Source organism: Streptococcus infantis, assembly GCF_047463275.1.
Taxonomy (GTDB): Bacteria; Bacillota; Bacilli; order Lactobacillales; family Streptococcaceae; genus Streptococcus; species Streptococcus infantis_AF.
In genome coordinates this window covers 328824-344203 of the sequence record NZ_JASHEE010000002.1, presented here as the reverse complement: position 1 = coordinate 344203, position 15380 = coordinate 328824, and the positions used below count along the sequence as shown (strand labels likewise).

Annotated in this window: 15 protein-coding genes and 2 tRNA genes; 15 read left to right on the top strand and 2 right to left on the bottom strand. The window is 38.0% G+C overall.

Translation table 11 applies throughout. The annotated features are described in order from the left end of the window. Positions 1–26: 26 nt before the first annotated feature. From QM923_RS04385 to QM923_RS04315, 15 genes are all read left to right on the top strand, one after another. Positions 27–112: transfer RNA gene (locus QM923_RS04385), tRNA-Leu, on the top strand. A gap of 284 nt (positions 113–396) precedes the next feature. After that, a complete protein-coding gene (locus QM923_RS04380) occupies positions 397–1008 on the top strand; it encodes a CPBP family intramembrane glutamic endopeptidase (RefSeq protein ID WP_414291014.1) in 612 nt (203 codons plus the stop codon). A gap of 125 nt (positions 1009–1133) precedes the next feature. Further along, complete coding sequence (locus QM923_RS04375) at positions 1134–2411, top strand: ABC transporter permease (protein WP_414291013.1); 1278 nt, start codon at positions 1134–1136, stop codon at positions 2409–2411. Positions 2412–2424: 13 nt separating this feature from the next. Then, entirely contained in the window at positions 2425–3057 is a 633-nt protein-coding gene (gene vex2 / locus QM923_RS04370; RefSeq protein WP_195183665.1) for an ABC transporter ATP-binding subunit Vex2, read from the top strand. A 258-nt stretch (positions 3058–3315) separates the two neighbouring features. Next, positions 3316–4695, top strand: a complete 1380-nt coding sequence (gene vex3, locus QM923_RS04365; protein WP_414291012.1) for an ABC transporter permease subunit Vex3 — start codon at positions 3316–3318, stop codon at positions 4693–4695. A gap of 70 nt (positions 4696–4765) precedes the next feature. Further along, positions 4766–5422, top strand: coding sequence for a response regulator transcription factor VncR (gene vncR / locus QM923_RS04360; RefSeq protein WP_414291011.1), 657 nt, complete (start codon positions 4766–4768; stop codon positions 5420–5422). Beyond that, positions 5419–6738 (top strand): sensor histidine kinase VncS, encoded by a 1320-nt coding sequence (gene vncS, locus QM923_RS04355; protein ID WP_414291010.1) that lies wholly within the window; start codon positions 5419–5421, stop codon positions 6736–6738. Before vncR ends, vncS begins: the two co-directional genes overlap by 4 nt. 147 nt (positions 6739–6885) lie before the next feature. Next, the gene (locus QM923_RS04350; protein WP_001019005.1) at positions 6886–7767 is read left to right on the top strand and encodes a class II fructose-bisphosphate aldolase; all 882 of its coding nucleotides are present in this window, start codon (positions 6886–6888) and stop codon (positions 7765–7767) included. Between the two features lie 130 nt (positions 7768–7897). Continuing rightward, a complete protein-coding gene (locus tag QM923_RS04345) occupies positions 7898–8830 on the top strand; it encodes an alpha/beta fold hydrolase (RefSeq protein WP_414291009.1) in 933 nt (310 codons plus the stop codon). A 57-nt stretch (positions 8831–8887) separates the two neighbouring features. After that, entirely contained in the window at positions 8888–9433 is a 546-nt protein-coding gene (locus tag QM923_RS04340) for a histidine phosphatase family protein (RefSeq protein WP_414291008.1), read from the top strand. Positions 9434–9746: 313 nt separating this feature from the next. Beyond that, positions 9747–10739: an ABC transporter ATP-binding protein gene (locus QM923_RS04335; RefSeq protein WP_414291007.1), complete on the top strand. Its 993-nt coding sequence runs from the start codon at positions 9747–9749 to the stop codon at positions 10737–10739. 1 nt (position 10740) lies between these two features. Beyond that, on the top strand, positions 10741–11559 hold the full coding sequence (locus tag QM923_RS04330) for an ABC transporter permease (protein ID WP_414291006.1): 819 nt from the start codon (positions 10741–10743) through the stop codon (positions 11557–11559). A gap of 1 nt (position 11560) precedes the next feature. Further along, on the top strand, positions 11561–12346 hold the full coding sequence (locus QM923_RS04325) for an ABC transporter permease (RefSeq protein WP_414291005.1): 786 nt from the start codon (positions 11561–11563) through the stop codon (positions 12344–12346). A gap of 99 nt (positions 12347–12445) precedes the next feature. Beyond that, positions 12446–12518, top strand: a tRNA-Thr gene (locus QM923_RS04320). A gap of 175 nt (positions 12519–12693) precedes the next feature. Continuing rightward, positions 12694–13008: a hypothetical protein gene (locus tag QM923_RS04315; RefSeq protein ID WP_414291004.1), complete on the top strand. Its 315-nt coding sequence runs from the start codon at positions 12694–12696 to the stop codon at positions 13006–13008. A gap of 34 nt (positions 13009–13042) precedes the next feature. Here the strand turns inward: QM923_RS04315 and QM923_RS04310 are convergent, their stop codons facing one another. Together QM923_RS04310 and QM923_RS04305 are read right to left on the bottom strand one after the other, a co-directional pair. Next, the gene (locus QM923_RS04310; protein ID WP_414291003.1) at positions 13043–14728 is read right to left on the bottom strand and encodes an N-acetylmuramoyl-L-alanine amidase; all 1686 of its coding nucleotides are present in this window, start codon (positions 14726–14728) and stop codon (positions 13043–13045) included. 109 nt (positions 14729–14837) lie between these two features. Further along, positions 14838–15197 (bottom strand): DUF3397 domain-containing protein, encoded by a 360-nt coding sequence (locus tag QM923_RS04305; protein WP_025170162.1) that lies wholly within the window; start codon positions 15195–15197, stop codon positions 14838–14840. Between the last annotated feature and the right edge of the window lie 183 nt (positions 15198–15380).

Here is a 15380-nt window from a genome sequence, read left to right as displayed (position 1 = left end):
GTTGATATACTAGTAAAGTAATCGACGCGGGGATGGCGGAATTGGCAGACGCGCAGGACTAAGGATCCTGTGACCGCTTTAGGTCGTGAGGGTTCAAGTCCCTCTCTCCGCATAGTAGTGAGCTAGCTTTGGCTAGCTTTTTATTTTTTGAAATAGGTAGAGTGAAAAACATACAAGCTAGTTTTTTTGTATGTTTTTTGTTTTCTTTTAAAAAGTGCTATAATATAGATAGAAAAGATGGCAAAAAGTTCAGTATTGAAAAATTAGAGAGGTAGTAGTCTAGAAAAGTTAATCTATCCTAGTTTATAACGGTTATTATCGGGAAAGCTTTCATAGTTAAAGACTTGTATTTCCTGATTTAAAATAGGTATTTCAAAAATGTAAAGGAGGATTACGATGGTTAATGAACTTCAACGTATCATAAGTGCCTTTATTCAAATTCTCTTTATTATTTTACTACCTTCTATCTGGTGGTTTTTAATAGTGAGAGGTAAAGTATCTTTTGGGGAATGGATTGGTCTAAAAGCTGTTAAAAGGGTTGAAGATTCTTATCTTATCGCATGGATAATTGGTGGATTTCTCCTGTTTACAATTTTTTCTATGTTCATCTTTCCTCTTACACGTAGTATAGAAACGGCAACTTCGACTTTTTCCGGCATGGGTCTTAAAGCTTTGCCAAGTATACTAATTTATAGTTTTTTACAGACTTCTTTGCCTGAGGAACTTTTATTCAGAGGGTTTTTATTAAAACGATTAGTTAATCATATGCCATTTTTCTTTGCAAATACGATACAGGCTATCGCTTTTGGTTTGCTTCATGGAATATTATTTGCCTCACTTGTATCTATAAAAATTACTCTTTTTATTACCTTGTTTACAGGAGTAATCGCTGCTTATCTTGGTTTTGTGAATGAAAAAAAAGCTGGAGGGTCTATTTTAACAAGTTGGATCATACATGCACTAGCTAACATTTTCTCTGGGATAGTTGCTGCATTTTCTCTGTTTTAATCTGGGTGATTTATAAATGTAAAGTCAGTAGAAATACTGGCTTATTTTATTTCATAAATTTTTCTTATTTCATAAGCATTTCATATTTGAATATTATAATGGTTTTACAAATATGGAGGTGCTATATGAATCCCACTCAAAGAGCATGGGCTTACGTCAGCAGAAAACGACTGAGAAGTCTCATATTATTCTTAATTCTATTTGTCTTATTGGCTGGAATATCGGCTTGTTTGACGCTCATGAAGTCCAACAAAACAGTAGAAAATAATCTCTATCGCTCATTGAATACATCTTTTTCGATTAAAAGAATAGAAGCAGATCAGACTTTTCAACTGTCTCAACTAGATGACCTTAAAAAGATAAAGGGTCTTGAGAAGATTTCACCTGAGCTAGAAACAATAGCTAAGTTAACTGACAAAGAAGTCGTTACTGGAGAACAAAGTATCCAAAGGGATGATTTGACAGAGGCTGAAAAAAATCTTATCAGTTTGATTGCTTTGGAAGATTCTTCCAAGGATGTTTCTTTTACAAGTTCCGCCTTTACCCTTAAAGAAGGAAGACATCTACAAAAAGAAGATAACCAGAAAATATTAGTCCACGAGGAATTGGCTAAGAAGAATAACCTAAAACTTGGGGATAAGATTAGCTTAAATCCTGCTCAAGTCGAAGAAAATAGTGGACAAAGGCTAGACTATGAAATCGTAGGTATTTTCTCAGGTAAGAAGCAAGAGAAATTCACTGGTCTTTCGTCAGACTTTAGTGAAAACACGGTCTATACAGACTACGAAAGTAGCCAAACTCTTCTTGGAAATAAGGAAGCTCAAGTTAGCGCCGCTCGTTTCTATCTAGAAAATCCAAAAGATATGGATAGTATCATTCAAGAGGTTGAAAAGTTATCTCTGGAAAACCAAGGTTACCAAGTTGAAAAGGAAAATAAGGCTTTTGAACAAATCAAGGATTCAGTTTCGACCTTCCAAACCTTCCTACAGATTTTCCTCTATGGTATTATGATTGCTGGTGTAGGAGCCCTGATCTTGGTCTTGTCACTTTGGTTACGAGAGCGAGTTTACGAGGTTGGTATTTTATTGGCACTAGGTAAAGGGAAAATAGCAATCTTTAGCCAATTCTGCCTGGAAGTCATCCTAGTTTCATTGGCATCTATTCTGCCTTCATTTGTAGCTGGCAATGCCATTACTTCCTATCTCTTGAAGACTGTACTAGCAAGTGGCGACCAAGCTGCCCTACAAGATACGCTAGCAAAGGCAACGAGTCTTTCAACAAGTCTTCTATCATTTGGAGAATCTTATATCTTCCTACTTATCATCAGCTGCTTGTCAGTTGCACTTTGTTTCCTATTTTTATTTAGAAAATCACCGAAAGAAATTTTATCATCCATCAGTTAATAAAGGAGAAATCATGACTTTACTACAATTACAAGATCTTACTTATCGTTATAAAAACACTGCAGAAGCAGTATTATATAAAATCAATTACGATTTTGAACCTGGTAAGTTTTATAGTATTATCGGAGAATCAGGAGCTGGGAAGTCAACACTCTTATCTCTCTTAGCAGGACTTGATAGCCCAGTCGAAGGTGCTATCCTATTCGAAGGCAAGGATATTCGTGAACAAGGATATTCTTATCACCGCATGCACCATATTTCTTTGGTTTTCCAAAACTATAACTTGATTGATTATCTTTCTCCATTGGAAAATATCCGCTTGGTTAATAAAAAAGCTAGCAAGGACACCCTTCTTGAACTTGGTTTAGATGAAAGTCAAATCAAGCGGAATGTTCTCCAATTATCAGGTGGACAGCAACAACGGGTTGCCATTGCTCGTAGCCTTGTATCAGAAGCACCAGTGATTTTAGCCGATGAACCAACAGGGAACTTGGATCCTAAGACTGCTGGAGATATTATTGACCTGCTCAAATCTCTTGCTGAGAAAACAGGCAAGTGTGTGATCGTTGTGACCCACAGTAAGGAAGTAGCACAGGCGTCAGATATTACACTTGAATTGAAGAATAAGAAACTGACTGAAAAATAGAGTCTACTTCTTAAACTTTTGGAATTGCTTTAGTAAACTATTAAGTAATTATAAACGAAGTGATTCTTAAACAGTTATTTCCCGCTATAGTGGTATCCTAGATAATAACTTTGTTATTATCTAGGACGGGATTTTTGAGACAGATGGCTCAAAAATTAGGGATGAAATTCTAAAATGAAGTTGCTCCCGTCCGCACTATTTAAGGGAAATAAAGAAATATAAAAACATATAAGCGAAGTAAATCTAGAAAGGAATCTTATGTTACACAACGCATTTGCCTACGTCACAAGAAAATTTTTCAAGTCGCTTGTGATCTTTCTTATCATTCTCTTGATGGCTAGTTTGAGTTTGGTCGGCTTGTCTATCAAGGGAGCGACAGCCAAGGCTTCTCAAGAAACCTTTAAAAATATCACCAATAGTTTCTCCATGCAAATCAACCGTAGGGTCAACCAAGGAACTCCACGTGGTGCGGGGAATATCAAAGGTGAAGATATCAAAAAAATTACTGAGAATAAGGCCATTGAATCCTACATCAAACGGATTAATGCTATCGGTGATTTGACAGGCTATGAACTGATTGAAACGCCTGAAACCAAGAAAAATCTAACTGCAGATCGAGCTCAACGTTTTGGAAGTAGCTTGATGATAACAGGTGTCAATGACTCTTCTAAAGAAGACAAGTTTGTGTCAGGCTCTTACAAACTAGTCGAAGGAGAACATTTAACAAATGATGACAAATACCAAATTCTCATGCACAAAGACTTGGCTGCTAAACATGGCTGGAAAGTTGGTGACAAGGTCAAACTGAACTCCAATATCTACGATGCAGATAATGAAAAAGGAGCCAAGGAAACAGTAGAAGTAACGATCAAAGGACTTTTTGATGGACATAACAAATCTGCTGTAACCTACTCACAAGAACTCTATGAGAATACAGCTATCACAGATATTCACACAGCAGCCCAACTCTATGGTTATACAGAAGATACAGCTATTTATGGAGATGCTACCTTCTTTGTAGCTGGAGATAAGAATCTAGATACTGTCATGCAAGAATTAGGATCTATCAACGGAATCAACTGGAAGATGTATAGCTTGATTAAGAGTTCATCTAACTATCCTGCCCTCGAACAATCTATCTCAGGCATGTACAAGATGGCTAATCTTCTCTTCTGGGGTAGCTTGAGCTTCTCTGTTCTTCTACTTGCTCTCTTACTGACACTATGGATTAACGCCCGTCGTAAAGAGGTTGGAATTCTCCTTTCAATTGGTCTAAAACAAGCAAGTATTCTAGGACAATTTATCACAGAAGCAGTAATGATTGCAATTCCAGCACTTATTTCAGCTTATTTCCTAGCCAACTATACTGCTCGTGCCATTGGAAATACAGTTCTTGCAAATGTCACATCAGATGTGGCTAAGCAGGCTAGTAAGGCAGCACAAGCCTCTAATCTTGGTGGTGGTGCAGAAGTTGACGGCTTTAGTAAGACACTTTCAAGTCTGGATATATCCATTCAACCTTCTGACTTTGCCATCATTTTTGTACTTGGATTAGTTCTAGTGGTACTAGTTATGGCACTTGCTTCAAGCAATCTCCTCTTTAAACAACCAAAAGAACTCTTGTTGGATAGTGAATAAAAAACCTGCTACCTATTCTCATTCAAATGAGATATAATATAGGTAGCATTTTTGATAGAAAAGGATTTATATGAAAATTCTAATTGTAGAAGATGAGGACATGATCCGTGAGGGAATTAGTGACTATTTGACGGATTGTGGCTATGAAACCATTCAGGCAGCAGATGGCCTTGAGGCCTTAGAACAATTTTCAAATCACCAAGTTGCCTTGGTTCTCTTAGATATTCAAATGCCGAAACTCAACGGTTTAGAGGTTTTGTCAGAAATCCGTAAAAGCAGCCAAGTTCCGGTCTTGATGTTGACAGCCTTTCAGGACGAAGAATATAAGATGAGTGCCTTTGCTGCATTAGCAGATGGTTATTTGGAAAAGCCTTTTTCTCTATCTTTGTTAAAAGTACGAGTGGATGCCATCTTTAAACGTTATTATGATACCGGTCGTATTTTTACCTATAGGGACACCGAGGTAGACTTTGACAGTTATAGCGCCAAAGTGGCTGGTCAAGAAGTTGCAGTGAATGCAAAAGAGCTGGAAATTTTAGATTATCTGGTAAGAAATGAAGGTCGAGCCTTAACACGGTCGCAGATTATCGATGCTGTATGGAAGATGACAGATGAGGTTCCTTTTGACAGAGTGATCGATGTCTATATCAAGGAACTACGGAAAAAATTGGATTTAGACTGTATTCTTACCGTGCGCAATGTTGGTTATAAATTGGAGAGAAAATGAGACGTTCAGGTTTATTTAAAAAAATTTTTATCTATACCTTCTCGGTATTTTCTACCTTGGTTATTTGTTTGCATTTGGCCATCTATTTCCTCTTTCCTCCGACCTATCTCAGTCACCGTCAGGAGAGCATCGGGCAAAAGGCTACAGAAATTGCCCAGTCTCTCCAAGGAAAGGACAGTCAAGCTATTCAGGAAGTCCTTGAACTTTATTCTAAAAGCAGTGATATTAAGGGAGCTGTTAAGGGAGAGATGACTCAGGATAAGTTGGAAGTCAATGATAATCTTCCCATTGATAAACAACGACAGACGGCTTCCTTGGTTATTGAGGAAAGAGAAGTTCAAACTAAGGATGGTCAGACCATGACCTTGCAGTTTTTAGCTTCTATGGATTTGCAGAAAGAAGCAGAAGACATCAGTCTTCAATTTCTGCCTTATACTTTATTAGCGTCTTTTATCATTTCGCTCCTCATCGCCTTTATCTATGCTAGAACCATTGTTGCTCCTATTTTGGAAATCAAACGAGTGACTCGACGGATGATGGATTTGGATGCAGAAGTGAGGTTGTGCGTGGATTCTAAGGATGAAATTGGCGATCTTAAAGAACAAATCAACAGCCTTTATCAGCATCTCTTGACGGTCATTGCAGACTTGCATGAAAAGAACGAGGCCATCCTCCAGCTGGAAAAGATGAAGGTTGAGTTTTTGCGAGGTGCTTCCCATGAACTGAAAACACCTCTAGCTAGTCTAAAGATTCTTCTGGAGAATATGAAAGCAAATATTGGACGCTATAAGGATCGGGACCATTATCTGGGAGTTTCTCTGGGTATTGTGGATGATTTGACTCACCACGTTCAGCAAATCTTATCTCTTTCTTCAGTGCAAGAATTGCGAGATAAGAAAGAAGAAATCAACCTTCTTGAAATGACAGATTTTCTCTTAAAGGATTATGATTTATTAGCCAAAGAGAGGGAAATCTCAATTGTGAATCAACTGACTGACCAGCAAACTTATCTAAATCCTTCGGTACTAAAGCTGATTCTTTCCAATCTTATCAGTAATGCTGTGAAACACTCTGTTCAAGGAGGCTATCTAAAAATTGGGGCAGAAGAAGGCTGGGTTTTCATTGAGAACGCCTGTACACCTGAGGAGCAAGATAAGTTTGAACAATCCTTTACGGTTTCTAGTCGACAAAGTAAGGGAGCAGGTTTGGGACTCTTCGTAGTCAAAAGTTTATTGGAAAACGAAGAAATTGACTATCGATTTGAACGCTATGAAGACCACTTAGCCTTTTATATGAACCTACCTAAAGACCTATAAAATTAGGACTTTGAGGAGAGTTCCATATTTTTAGATAGAAGAAATTCAATCTAAACTACAGGAAAAACTAGATTTTTTTGTCAAAAAGTGATAAAATGAACAATGTAAATGGGATATCCCATAAAAATATACAGGAGGCCTGATAAAATGGCAATCGTTTCAGCAGAAAAATTTGTCCAAGCAGCTCGTGACAACGGTTATGCAGTTGGTGGATTTAACACAAACAACCTTGAGTGGACTCAAGCTATCTTGCGTGCAGCAGAAGCTAAAAAAGCTCCAGTTTTGATCCAAACTTCAATGGGTGCTGCTAAATACATGGGTGGTTACAAAGTTGCTCGCAACTTGATCGCTAACCTTGTAGAATCAATGGGTATCACTGTACCAGTAGCTATCCACCTTGACCATGGTCACTACGAAGATGCACTTGAGTGTATTCAAGTTGGTTATACTTCAGTTATGTTTGATGGTTCACACCTTCCAGTTGAAGAAAACCTTGAAAAAGCTCGTAAAGTTGTAGAATTTGCTCACGCAAATGGTGTATCAGTAGAAGCTGAAGTTGGAACTATCGGTGGTGAAGAAGACGGAATCATCGGTGATGGTGAATTGGCTCCAATCGAAGATGCTAAAGCAATGGTTGCAACTGGTATCGACTTCTTGGCGGCTGGTATCGGTAACATCCACGGTCCTTACCCTGCAAACTGGAAAGGTCTTCACCTTGACCACTTGCAAAAATTGACTGAAGCTGTACCAGGATTCCCAATCGTATTGCACGGTGGATCAGGTATTCCTGACGACCAAATCCAAGCAGCTATCAAACTTGGTGTTGCTAAAGTTAACGTTAACACTGAATGCCAAATCGCATTCGCTAACGCTACTCGTAAATTTGCTCGTGACTACGAAGCAAACGAAGCAGAATACGACAAGAAGAAACTCTTCGACCCACGTAAATTCTTGGCTGACGGTGTAAAAGCTATCCAAGCATCAGTTGAAGAACGTATCGACGTATTCGGTTCAGAAGGTAAAGCTTAATCTAGCTGAACCATACAAAATGAAACCCGCCTGTGAAGGTGGGTTTTTTGTTTCTGGATATAGACAGATTATACAGGAAAATTCTTAAACTTAAGTTGCTAAAAGAGTCTAATTTTTGTACAATAATGCTATGAAAATACTGAAAAAATCAGTCCTTGTCCTTCTTAGTTTCCTTATCTTGTTTTTAGTAGGGACATTTATCTTTCATCGTATCAGCTTAGAAAAGGAGCAAGCCTCTCTAACTCCTATGGGTAAAACTGTTCTCGTTAATGGGCACAAAATCAATGTTTACGTTGAAGGGGATGGTCCAGAGACAATAGTATTTCTCTCAGGTGCTGGAATTGCTTCACCTATATTAGACTTTAAGAATGTTTCGGATTCCTTATCAAAAAAATATAAGGTAGTCATCGTGGAGCGGGCTGGCTATGGTTATAGCGAGGATAGTAATCAATCCAGAGATGTGATGGAAGTTTTGTCTGAGACACGTCAAGCTCTATCACAAGCAAATATATCAGGACCTTTTATCATTCTGTCTCATTCCATGGCTAGTCTTGAAAGTCTGGCTTGGCAGGAAAAGTATCCTGATGAGGTGAAAGCCTTGGTTGGTCTGGATTGGGCATTACCAGCAAGTTATGAGGATTTAAAGGATAATCAGGCCTTGCTTACTGTGGCTTATTGGAGCAGTAAAATTGGCTTATTACGCTATTTCCCTGAGTCCTTTTATATAAAAAATCCAACTCTGACTGAAACTGAACGACAACAATATAAATTACTAGCATATAAGCAGTTGATGTCACAAGCCATGCTTCATGAATCCCGTTTGGTAAAGGAAAATGCCAAGAAAGTTCCATCTAGTATTAATCCTAAAATTCCAGCCTTATTACTGGTTTCTAACGGTCAAGGCACGACCTTTAGCCAATCCGAATGGCAGCATTATGCAGAAAAATTTTCTAGTGACCAGTCTAATGTTCAAGTCATCTATATGGACGCGCCTCACGAACTTTATTATTATCAAAGTCATGAAATAGTTTCTCAGATTGAAGAATTTTTAAAGAGTAATTGATGGTTTAGAGATTATTTAAATTTTATACTGATGACAATAATTGAAAGGTAATGACTTATGAATAATTCTTATATTTTACTTAGACATGCTCATTCAAAATTTTCAAGTGATGATTTTAATAGAACTTTGTCAGAAAAAGGATTTTCATCTCTTGACCAGTTAGAGTTTTTGAATTCTTTTAATATTGATCATTATTTTTCTAGTCCTTATAAACGAGCATTTGAAACGATTAATAGCTCGCCAATTCAATTTGATAAAATAGTTCTTGATAATCGGTTACGAGAGCGAAAATTATCTTCAATCTTTATAAAAGATTCTGAGTTTGAAGACAGTATTAAATATTTATGGCAAAATCCCAGTGAATCTCTTTCAGGAGGGGAATCAAATCAAGATGCACTAGCTAGAGTACTAAATTTTTTAATGGAATTGGAAGAGAGATACTCAGAAAAAACGATTTTACTTAGTTCACACGGGAATTTGATAGGAATACTACTACATCATTTTGATTCCAGTTTTGATTATGAAAAATGGGAGCAGATGACCTTTCCAGATTGTTTTCTAATTGATAGAAATGGGATTGTGAAAAGAATTATGAAAGATTAGTTCTTTGATTAAATAGTGATTCATATTGATCAAAATAGTTTGCCTTTTTACAATTCGTAGCCTGCCACTAATGGCAGGTTTTTGGTGTTTAAAGGAAACTAATAAACCAGAATTTTTGTTTAAAAGCATTATTATAAGAGAGAAATTTCTAATTTCAAAATCTATAAGCAAACGCTTGCATTCCTTTATTTATTGGATTATAATAGGTTGGTATAAATCCTTCTGTAATAATATTGAGAAGGTGTAGAAAGTAAGGATTTAGAATATTTGTAGTCAAAAATACAATGTTGCTTCTTACGATAGGGAGATAGATATGGCAATGATAGAAGTGCAACATCTTCAGAAAAATTTTGTGAAGACAGTTAAAGAGCCGGGGTTAAAGGGAGCTTTGCGCTCCTTTATTCATCCTGAAAAGCAGACCTTTGAAGCGGTCAAGGATTTAACTTTTGAAGTTCCAAAAGGGCAGATTTTAGGATTTATCGGGGCAAATGGTGCGGGGAAGTCGACAACCATCAAAATGCTGACAGGGATTTTAAAGCCGACATCTGGCTATTGTCGGATTAACGGCAAGATTCCCCAGGACAATCGCCAAGATTATGTCAAGGATATTGGAGTCGTTTTCGGACAACGCACCCAGCTATGGTGGGATTTGGCACTGCAAGAGACCTACACGGTTTTGAAAGAGATCTATGATGTACCGGACTCGCTTTTCCATAAGCGCATGGACTTTTTGAATGAAGTTTTGGATTTGAAGGAATTTATCAAGGATCCTGTGCGGACTCTTTCACTGGGACAACGGATGCGGGCGGACATTGCGGCTTCCTTGCTTCACAATCCCAAAGTTCTCTTTTTAGATGAACCGACTATTGGTTTGGATGTGTCGGTCAAGGATAACATTCGCCGGGCTATTACTCAAATCAATCAAGAGGAAGAAACAACTATTCTCTTGACCACTCACGATCTGAGTGACATTGAGCAACTCTGTGATCGGATTTTTATGATTGACAAGGGGCAAGAGATTTTTGATGGGACGGTGAGCCAGCTCAAGGAGACCTTTGGCAAGATGAAGACTCTTTCCTTTGAGCTGATGCCAGGTCAAAGTCATCTCGTCTCTCATTATGAAGTCTTGCCTGATATGTCCATTGATAGACAAGGAAATAACCTGATTATTGAATTTGATAGTTCCCGCTACCAATCAGCTGATATTATCAAACAAACCCTGTCTGATTTTGAAGTCCGCGATTTGAAGATGGTAGATACGGATATTGAAGATATTATCCGTCGCTTCTATCGAAAGGAGCTCTAAGATGGTCAAATTGTGGAGACGTTATAAACCCTTTATCAATGCAGGGATTCAGGAGTTGATTACCTATCGAGTCAACTTTATTCTCTATCGGATTGGTGATGTCATGGGTGCTTTTGTGGCCTTTTATCTCTGGAAGGCAGTCTTTGACTCCTCCCAGGAGCCTTTGATTCAGGGCTTCAGTATGGCAGATATCACCCTCTACATCATCATTAGTTTTGTGACCAATCTTTTGACCAGGTCTGATAGCTCCTTTATGATTGGGGAGGAGGTCAAGGATGGCTCCATTATCATGCGCTTGCTGAGACCAGTGCATTTTGCGGCCTCTTACCTTTTCACCGAACTTGGCTCCAAGTGGTTGATTTTTATCTCTGTTGGACTGCCATTTTTAAGTGTCATTGTTTTGATGAAAATCTTATCTGGGCAAGGTATTCTAGAGGTGCTAGGATTAACTGTCCTTTACCTCTTTAGCTTAACCCTGGCTTATCTGATTAACTTTTTCTTTAATATCTGCTTCGGATTTTCAGCTTTTGTATTTAAAAATTTATGGGGTTCCAATCTACTCAAGACTTCAATAGTGGCCTTTATGTCTGGCAGTTTGATTCCCTTGGCTTTCTTTCCGAAAATCGTTTCAGATATTCTGTCCTTCTTGCCTTTTTCATCCTTAATTTACACTCCGGTCATGATAATTGTTGGGAAATACGATGCCAGTCAGATTCTTAAAGCACTTTTGCTTCAGTTTTTCTGGCTTATAGTGATGGTGGGCTTGTCTCAGTTGATCTGGAAACGAGTCCAGTCATTTATCACCATTCAGGGAGGTTAGGATGAAAAAATATCAACGCATGCATTTGATTTTTATTAGACAATACATCAAACAAATCATGGAATACAAGGTGGATTTTGTGGTTGGTGTCTTGGGAGTCTTTCTGACTCAAGGCCTGAACCTCTTGTTTCTCAATGTACTCTTTCAACACATCCCCTCGCTAGAAGGTTGGACCTTTCAAGAGATTGCCTTTATCTATGGATTTTCCTTAATTCCAAAGGGATTAGATCATCTCTTTTTTGACAATCTCTGGGCTTTAGGTCAACGACTAGTTCGAAAAGGGGAGTTTGACAAGTATCTGACTCGTCCTATCAATCCTCTCTTTCACATCCTCGTTGAGACCTTTCAGATTGATGCCTTGGGTGAACTTTTGGTCGGTGGAATCTTACTAGCAACAACGGCGACTAGCATTGCTTGGACTCTTCCAAAATTCCTGATTTTCCTAGTCTGTATTCCTTTTGCGACCTTGATTTATACTTCCTTGAAAATTGCAACAGCCAGCATCGCTTTTTGGACCAAGCAGTCAGGTGCCATGATTTACATTTTCTATATGTTTAATGATTTTGCCAAGTACCCGATTTCCATTTACAATTCGCTCCTTCGTTGGTTGATTAGCTTTATCGTACCTTTCGCCTTTACCGCCTACTATCCTGCCAGCTATTTCTTGCAGGACAAGGATGTCTTATTTAATATTGGTGGTTTGATTCTGATTTCTCTTATCTTCTTTTGCATCTCTCTGAAACTCTGGGATAGAGGATTAGACGCATACGAAAGTGCAGGTTCGTAAAAGGAAGAATCTCAAAGCCTTGTCTCAGGACAGGCTTTTTTAATTGTGATGAAAATTTCTTGACATCCTTCCTTATAGTGCTATACTAAAAGAGTAATCGCCGATTTAGCCCAGTTGGTAGAGCACCGCACTCGTAACGCGAAGGTCACAGGTTCGATCCCTGCAATCGGCAGACTAAAAGAAGTCCTCTTGGACTTCTTTTTTCTTTTGATAAGATTTTTGACCACATAATCTATCATGACTACCACATAGGCAAAACCTATTGTTTGCGATTTTTATTTCTGTTATAGTAGTAATTGTCAAGGGGAGATAAAGCTTCCTAACAAAATAGAAAATGAGGTTATATCATGAAAAGAGTACTAGGTATCGGTTTTTTAGTCATTGCAGCAGCAGTCTTGTATTTTGGTTTAGTTGGATGGCCAAGTTTGAATGTTAACATCTGGGCACTTTTTCCAGTAGGTCTATTCTTATTCTTTACTCTTGAGAATTTGGTTAAAAAAGATTATAAGGCCAGTCTCATGAGCTTGATTATTGCCTTTATCATTGCAAATGCTATTTTTGATATCTTGCCACTTTCAAGTGGTTTGGTTATCGGTGCAGGAGTGCTAGCTTGCGTGGGAATTGGATTTCTCTTTCCTGACGCTAATAAGAAAGAAGCATAATAAAAAAGCCTCGAGATTTCTCGAGGTTTTTGCTTTATTTGCCTGCGTAATATTTTTGAATACCTTTGACAATACCTGTCACCAATCTATTTTGGTAAGCATCGCTACGAATTTGTTGGTTTTCGTTGAAATTGTCAATGTAACCAAGCTCCAATAGAACTGCTGGTTTATCAGTTTCTCGAAGGACAGCAAAGCTACTTTGGAGGAGACCTGCATCCTTAGCACCTGTTTCAGCTAGGAGTGAAGAGTGGATATCAGCAGCAAGGCGATTACTTTCACTGATACGATCAGGATGGTTATGCCAGTAAGGATTGATCTTAGCGCGATAGCCCGAATCTTCTTCGTAAGAATAGGTCTGAATTCCAGAACGGTTAGAAGCAGGGTTGCCACTAGCATTAAAGTGGATACTAATGAAAATATCTGAGTTTGTACTATTCACCATTTTTGAACGTTCAGTGATAAAGTCGACATAGACATCACTATCTCTCGAAGAAAGAACGGTATAACCAAGCCCCTCGAGTTCCTTGCGAAGTTTCTTGTAAACTTGCATAGTCAGGTCTTTTTCATTCGTGTTATAGTAAACAGCACCTGGATCTTTACCGCCGTGTCCTGGATCTAAGAAAACAGTCTTCGTGTATTTTCCTTTTTCAAATCCACGACTTACAGGAATTTCGCCAATCCATTTCCCATTACTTTGGAACTGCTGTGCTTTCCCGTCGATTTTGCGAGTTCCTGTGACATAGACACCATTTTCATCTAGATAGTAACGAGCATTGTAGTAGCTGTCGTCAATCCATTCACTCTTAGCCATGTAACCACCTGACTTGAGGTAGTATGAGCCAATCCATTCACGCGCAGCATAAGTACCACTAGATTTCAAGTAGAACCAGCTATTATAGTTTTTATCGAAAATCCACTCTTTCTCAGCCATAACTCCGTTAGCTTTTAGGTAGTAGTGACCTTGCCATTGGTTGTTTGCCATGCTGGCATCTTTGTTAAAATAGTACCATGAACCAGCGATTTTTTCCCATTTTTGTTGTGCTGCTTTACCAGAGCTTAGAGCGTAATATGATTTGCCATCATGTTTTACCCAGGAATTTTCAGCCATGGCACCACTGTTAGAAAAGAGATAACCATTGAAAATGGTGTTGCTGAGCATGATTCCGTCTTTGTCAAAGTAGTACCACACGCCACCAACTTTTTCCCATTTTTGTTGAGAGATTTTACCAGAAGGCTTTGCATAATACCATTTATCTTTGACTTTACCCCAGCCACTATCGACCATAGCACCGCTAGAAGTTAGAATGTATCCATCGAAAATAGTATTATCAAGCATGATTCCATTTTTATCGAAATAGTACCATTTGCCGTTAATTTTTTTCCAGTTTAGAGCAGGTTTGTTTGCTTCATAGAAGCGCCAGATATTTTCTTCAAATACCCAACCATTCTTTTTGACTTCTGGAGCTTTTTTCTCTTCTTTCTTGTCTGCACTTGTACTTGGAGTTGTAGTGGATGTTGTAGGGAGGCTTGAACTTGTTTCAGTAGAAGGAGCAGTTTCCTTGGTTGAAGGGGTGCTCTTTTTTTCTTTTTCTGTAGTTGTAGTTTCTTGTGTCGTTTCTGCTGTAGTAGTTTGAAGGTGTTTTTCTTCAGCAAAAGCTGGATTTGTTGCGAATCCTAGAAAAGTAAGCGTGATGGCACTTGCCAAGAGCGTTTTTTTCACTTGTTTGATCTCCTATTTTTTTAATAATCTCTTTTTAAAATGTCATTAGAAAAGCACCTCATGTGGAAGAACTAGTCGCCAACTGTTGAGGTGCTGGCATGATTTATTTTTATTTCATCATGAAGATTTGAACAATCATAACGATGTAGATGAGCAATGTGAGTAGAAATCCAGCTCTCCAAAAGAATTTAAGGAATTTTGGATAATAAAAGCTGCGTTTTTTGCTCAGGAAGAAAAAAGCTAGAATAATAGCTAGCAAAGATAGGGCTGCCCCCAAAATGGGAAGTTGATTATGGGTAAAAACCTTTGCACTGATTAAATAGTATTCAAAAATCAGAAAAGGAAAAGCCAAATCTGCAAAGTTAATCCCCTTTTTCTTTAACTTAAAAAATCTACTAAAGATAATTGCCAAAGCCAAGGTTAGTACCAAAAGCAAGACTGAAGCGAGTTTCATTAAAATCATAACAATATTGTATCATAAAATTTGAATAAAAGGAAAGCATATTCCTTGATTTAACAGTGTTTTTCTAAAAATTTTTGTTTAGAAACTGATTTTTTATACTATATCAAACATCAATATGATTTACTTTGTAAAGTTGGAGTAGTTTGAACCTTCATTATAAATCTTTTTTATAGTGACAATAAAAAATAT

Coding starts and splice junctions, on each gene's coding strand:
- QM923_RS04380 (WP_414291014.1), top strand. CDS start 397: ATGGTTAATGAACTTCAACGTATCATAAGTGCCTTTATTCAAATTCTC.
- QM923_RS04375 (WP_414291013.1), top strand. CDS start 1,134: ATGAATCCCACTCAAAGAGCATGGGCTTACGTCAGCAGAAAACGACTG.
- vex2 (WP_195183665.1), top strand. CDS start 2,425: ATGACTTTACTACAATTACAAGATCTTACTTATCGTTATAAAAACACT.
- vex3 (WP_414291012.1), top strand. CDS start 3,316: ATGTTACACAACGCATTTGCCTACGTCACAAGAAAATTTTTCAAGTCG.
- vncR (WP_414291011.1), top strand. CDS start 4,766: ATGAAAATTCTAATTGTAGAAGATGAGGACATGATCCGTGAGGGAATT.
- vncS (WP_414291010.1), top strand. CDS start 5,419: ATGAGACGTTCAGGTTTATTTAAAAAAATTTTTATCTATACCTTCTCG.
- QM923_RS04350 (WP_001019005.1), top strand. CDS start 6,886: ATGGCAATCGTTTCAGCAGAAAAATTTGTCCAAGCAGCTCGTGACAAC.
- QM923_RS04345 (WP_414291009.1), top strand. CDS start 7,898: ATGAAAATACTGAAAAAATCAGTCCTTGTCCTTCTTAGTTTCCTTATC.
- QM923_RS04340 (WP_414291008.1), top strand. CDS start 8,888: ATGAATAATTCTTATATTTTACTTAGACATGCTCATTCAAAATTTTCA.
- QM923_RS04335 (WP_414291007.1), top strand. CDS start 9,747: ATGGCAATGATAGAAGTGCAACATCTTCAGAAAAATTTTGTGAAGACA.
- QM923_RS04330 (WP_414291006.1), top strand. CDS start 10,741: ATGGTCAAATTGTGGAGACGTTATAAACCCTTTATCAATGCAGGGATT.
- QM923_RS04325 (WP_414291005.1), top strand. CDS start 11,561: ATGAAAAAATATCAACGCATGCATTTGATTTTTATTAGACAATACATC.
- QM923_RS04315 (WP_414291004.1), top strand. CDS start 12,694: ATGAAAAGAGTACTAGGTATCGGTTTTTTAGTCATTGCAGCAGCAGTC.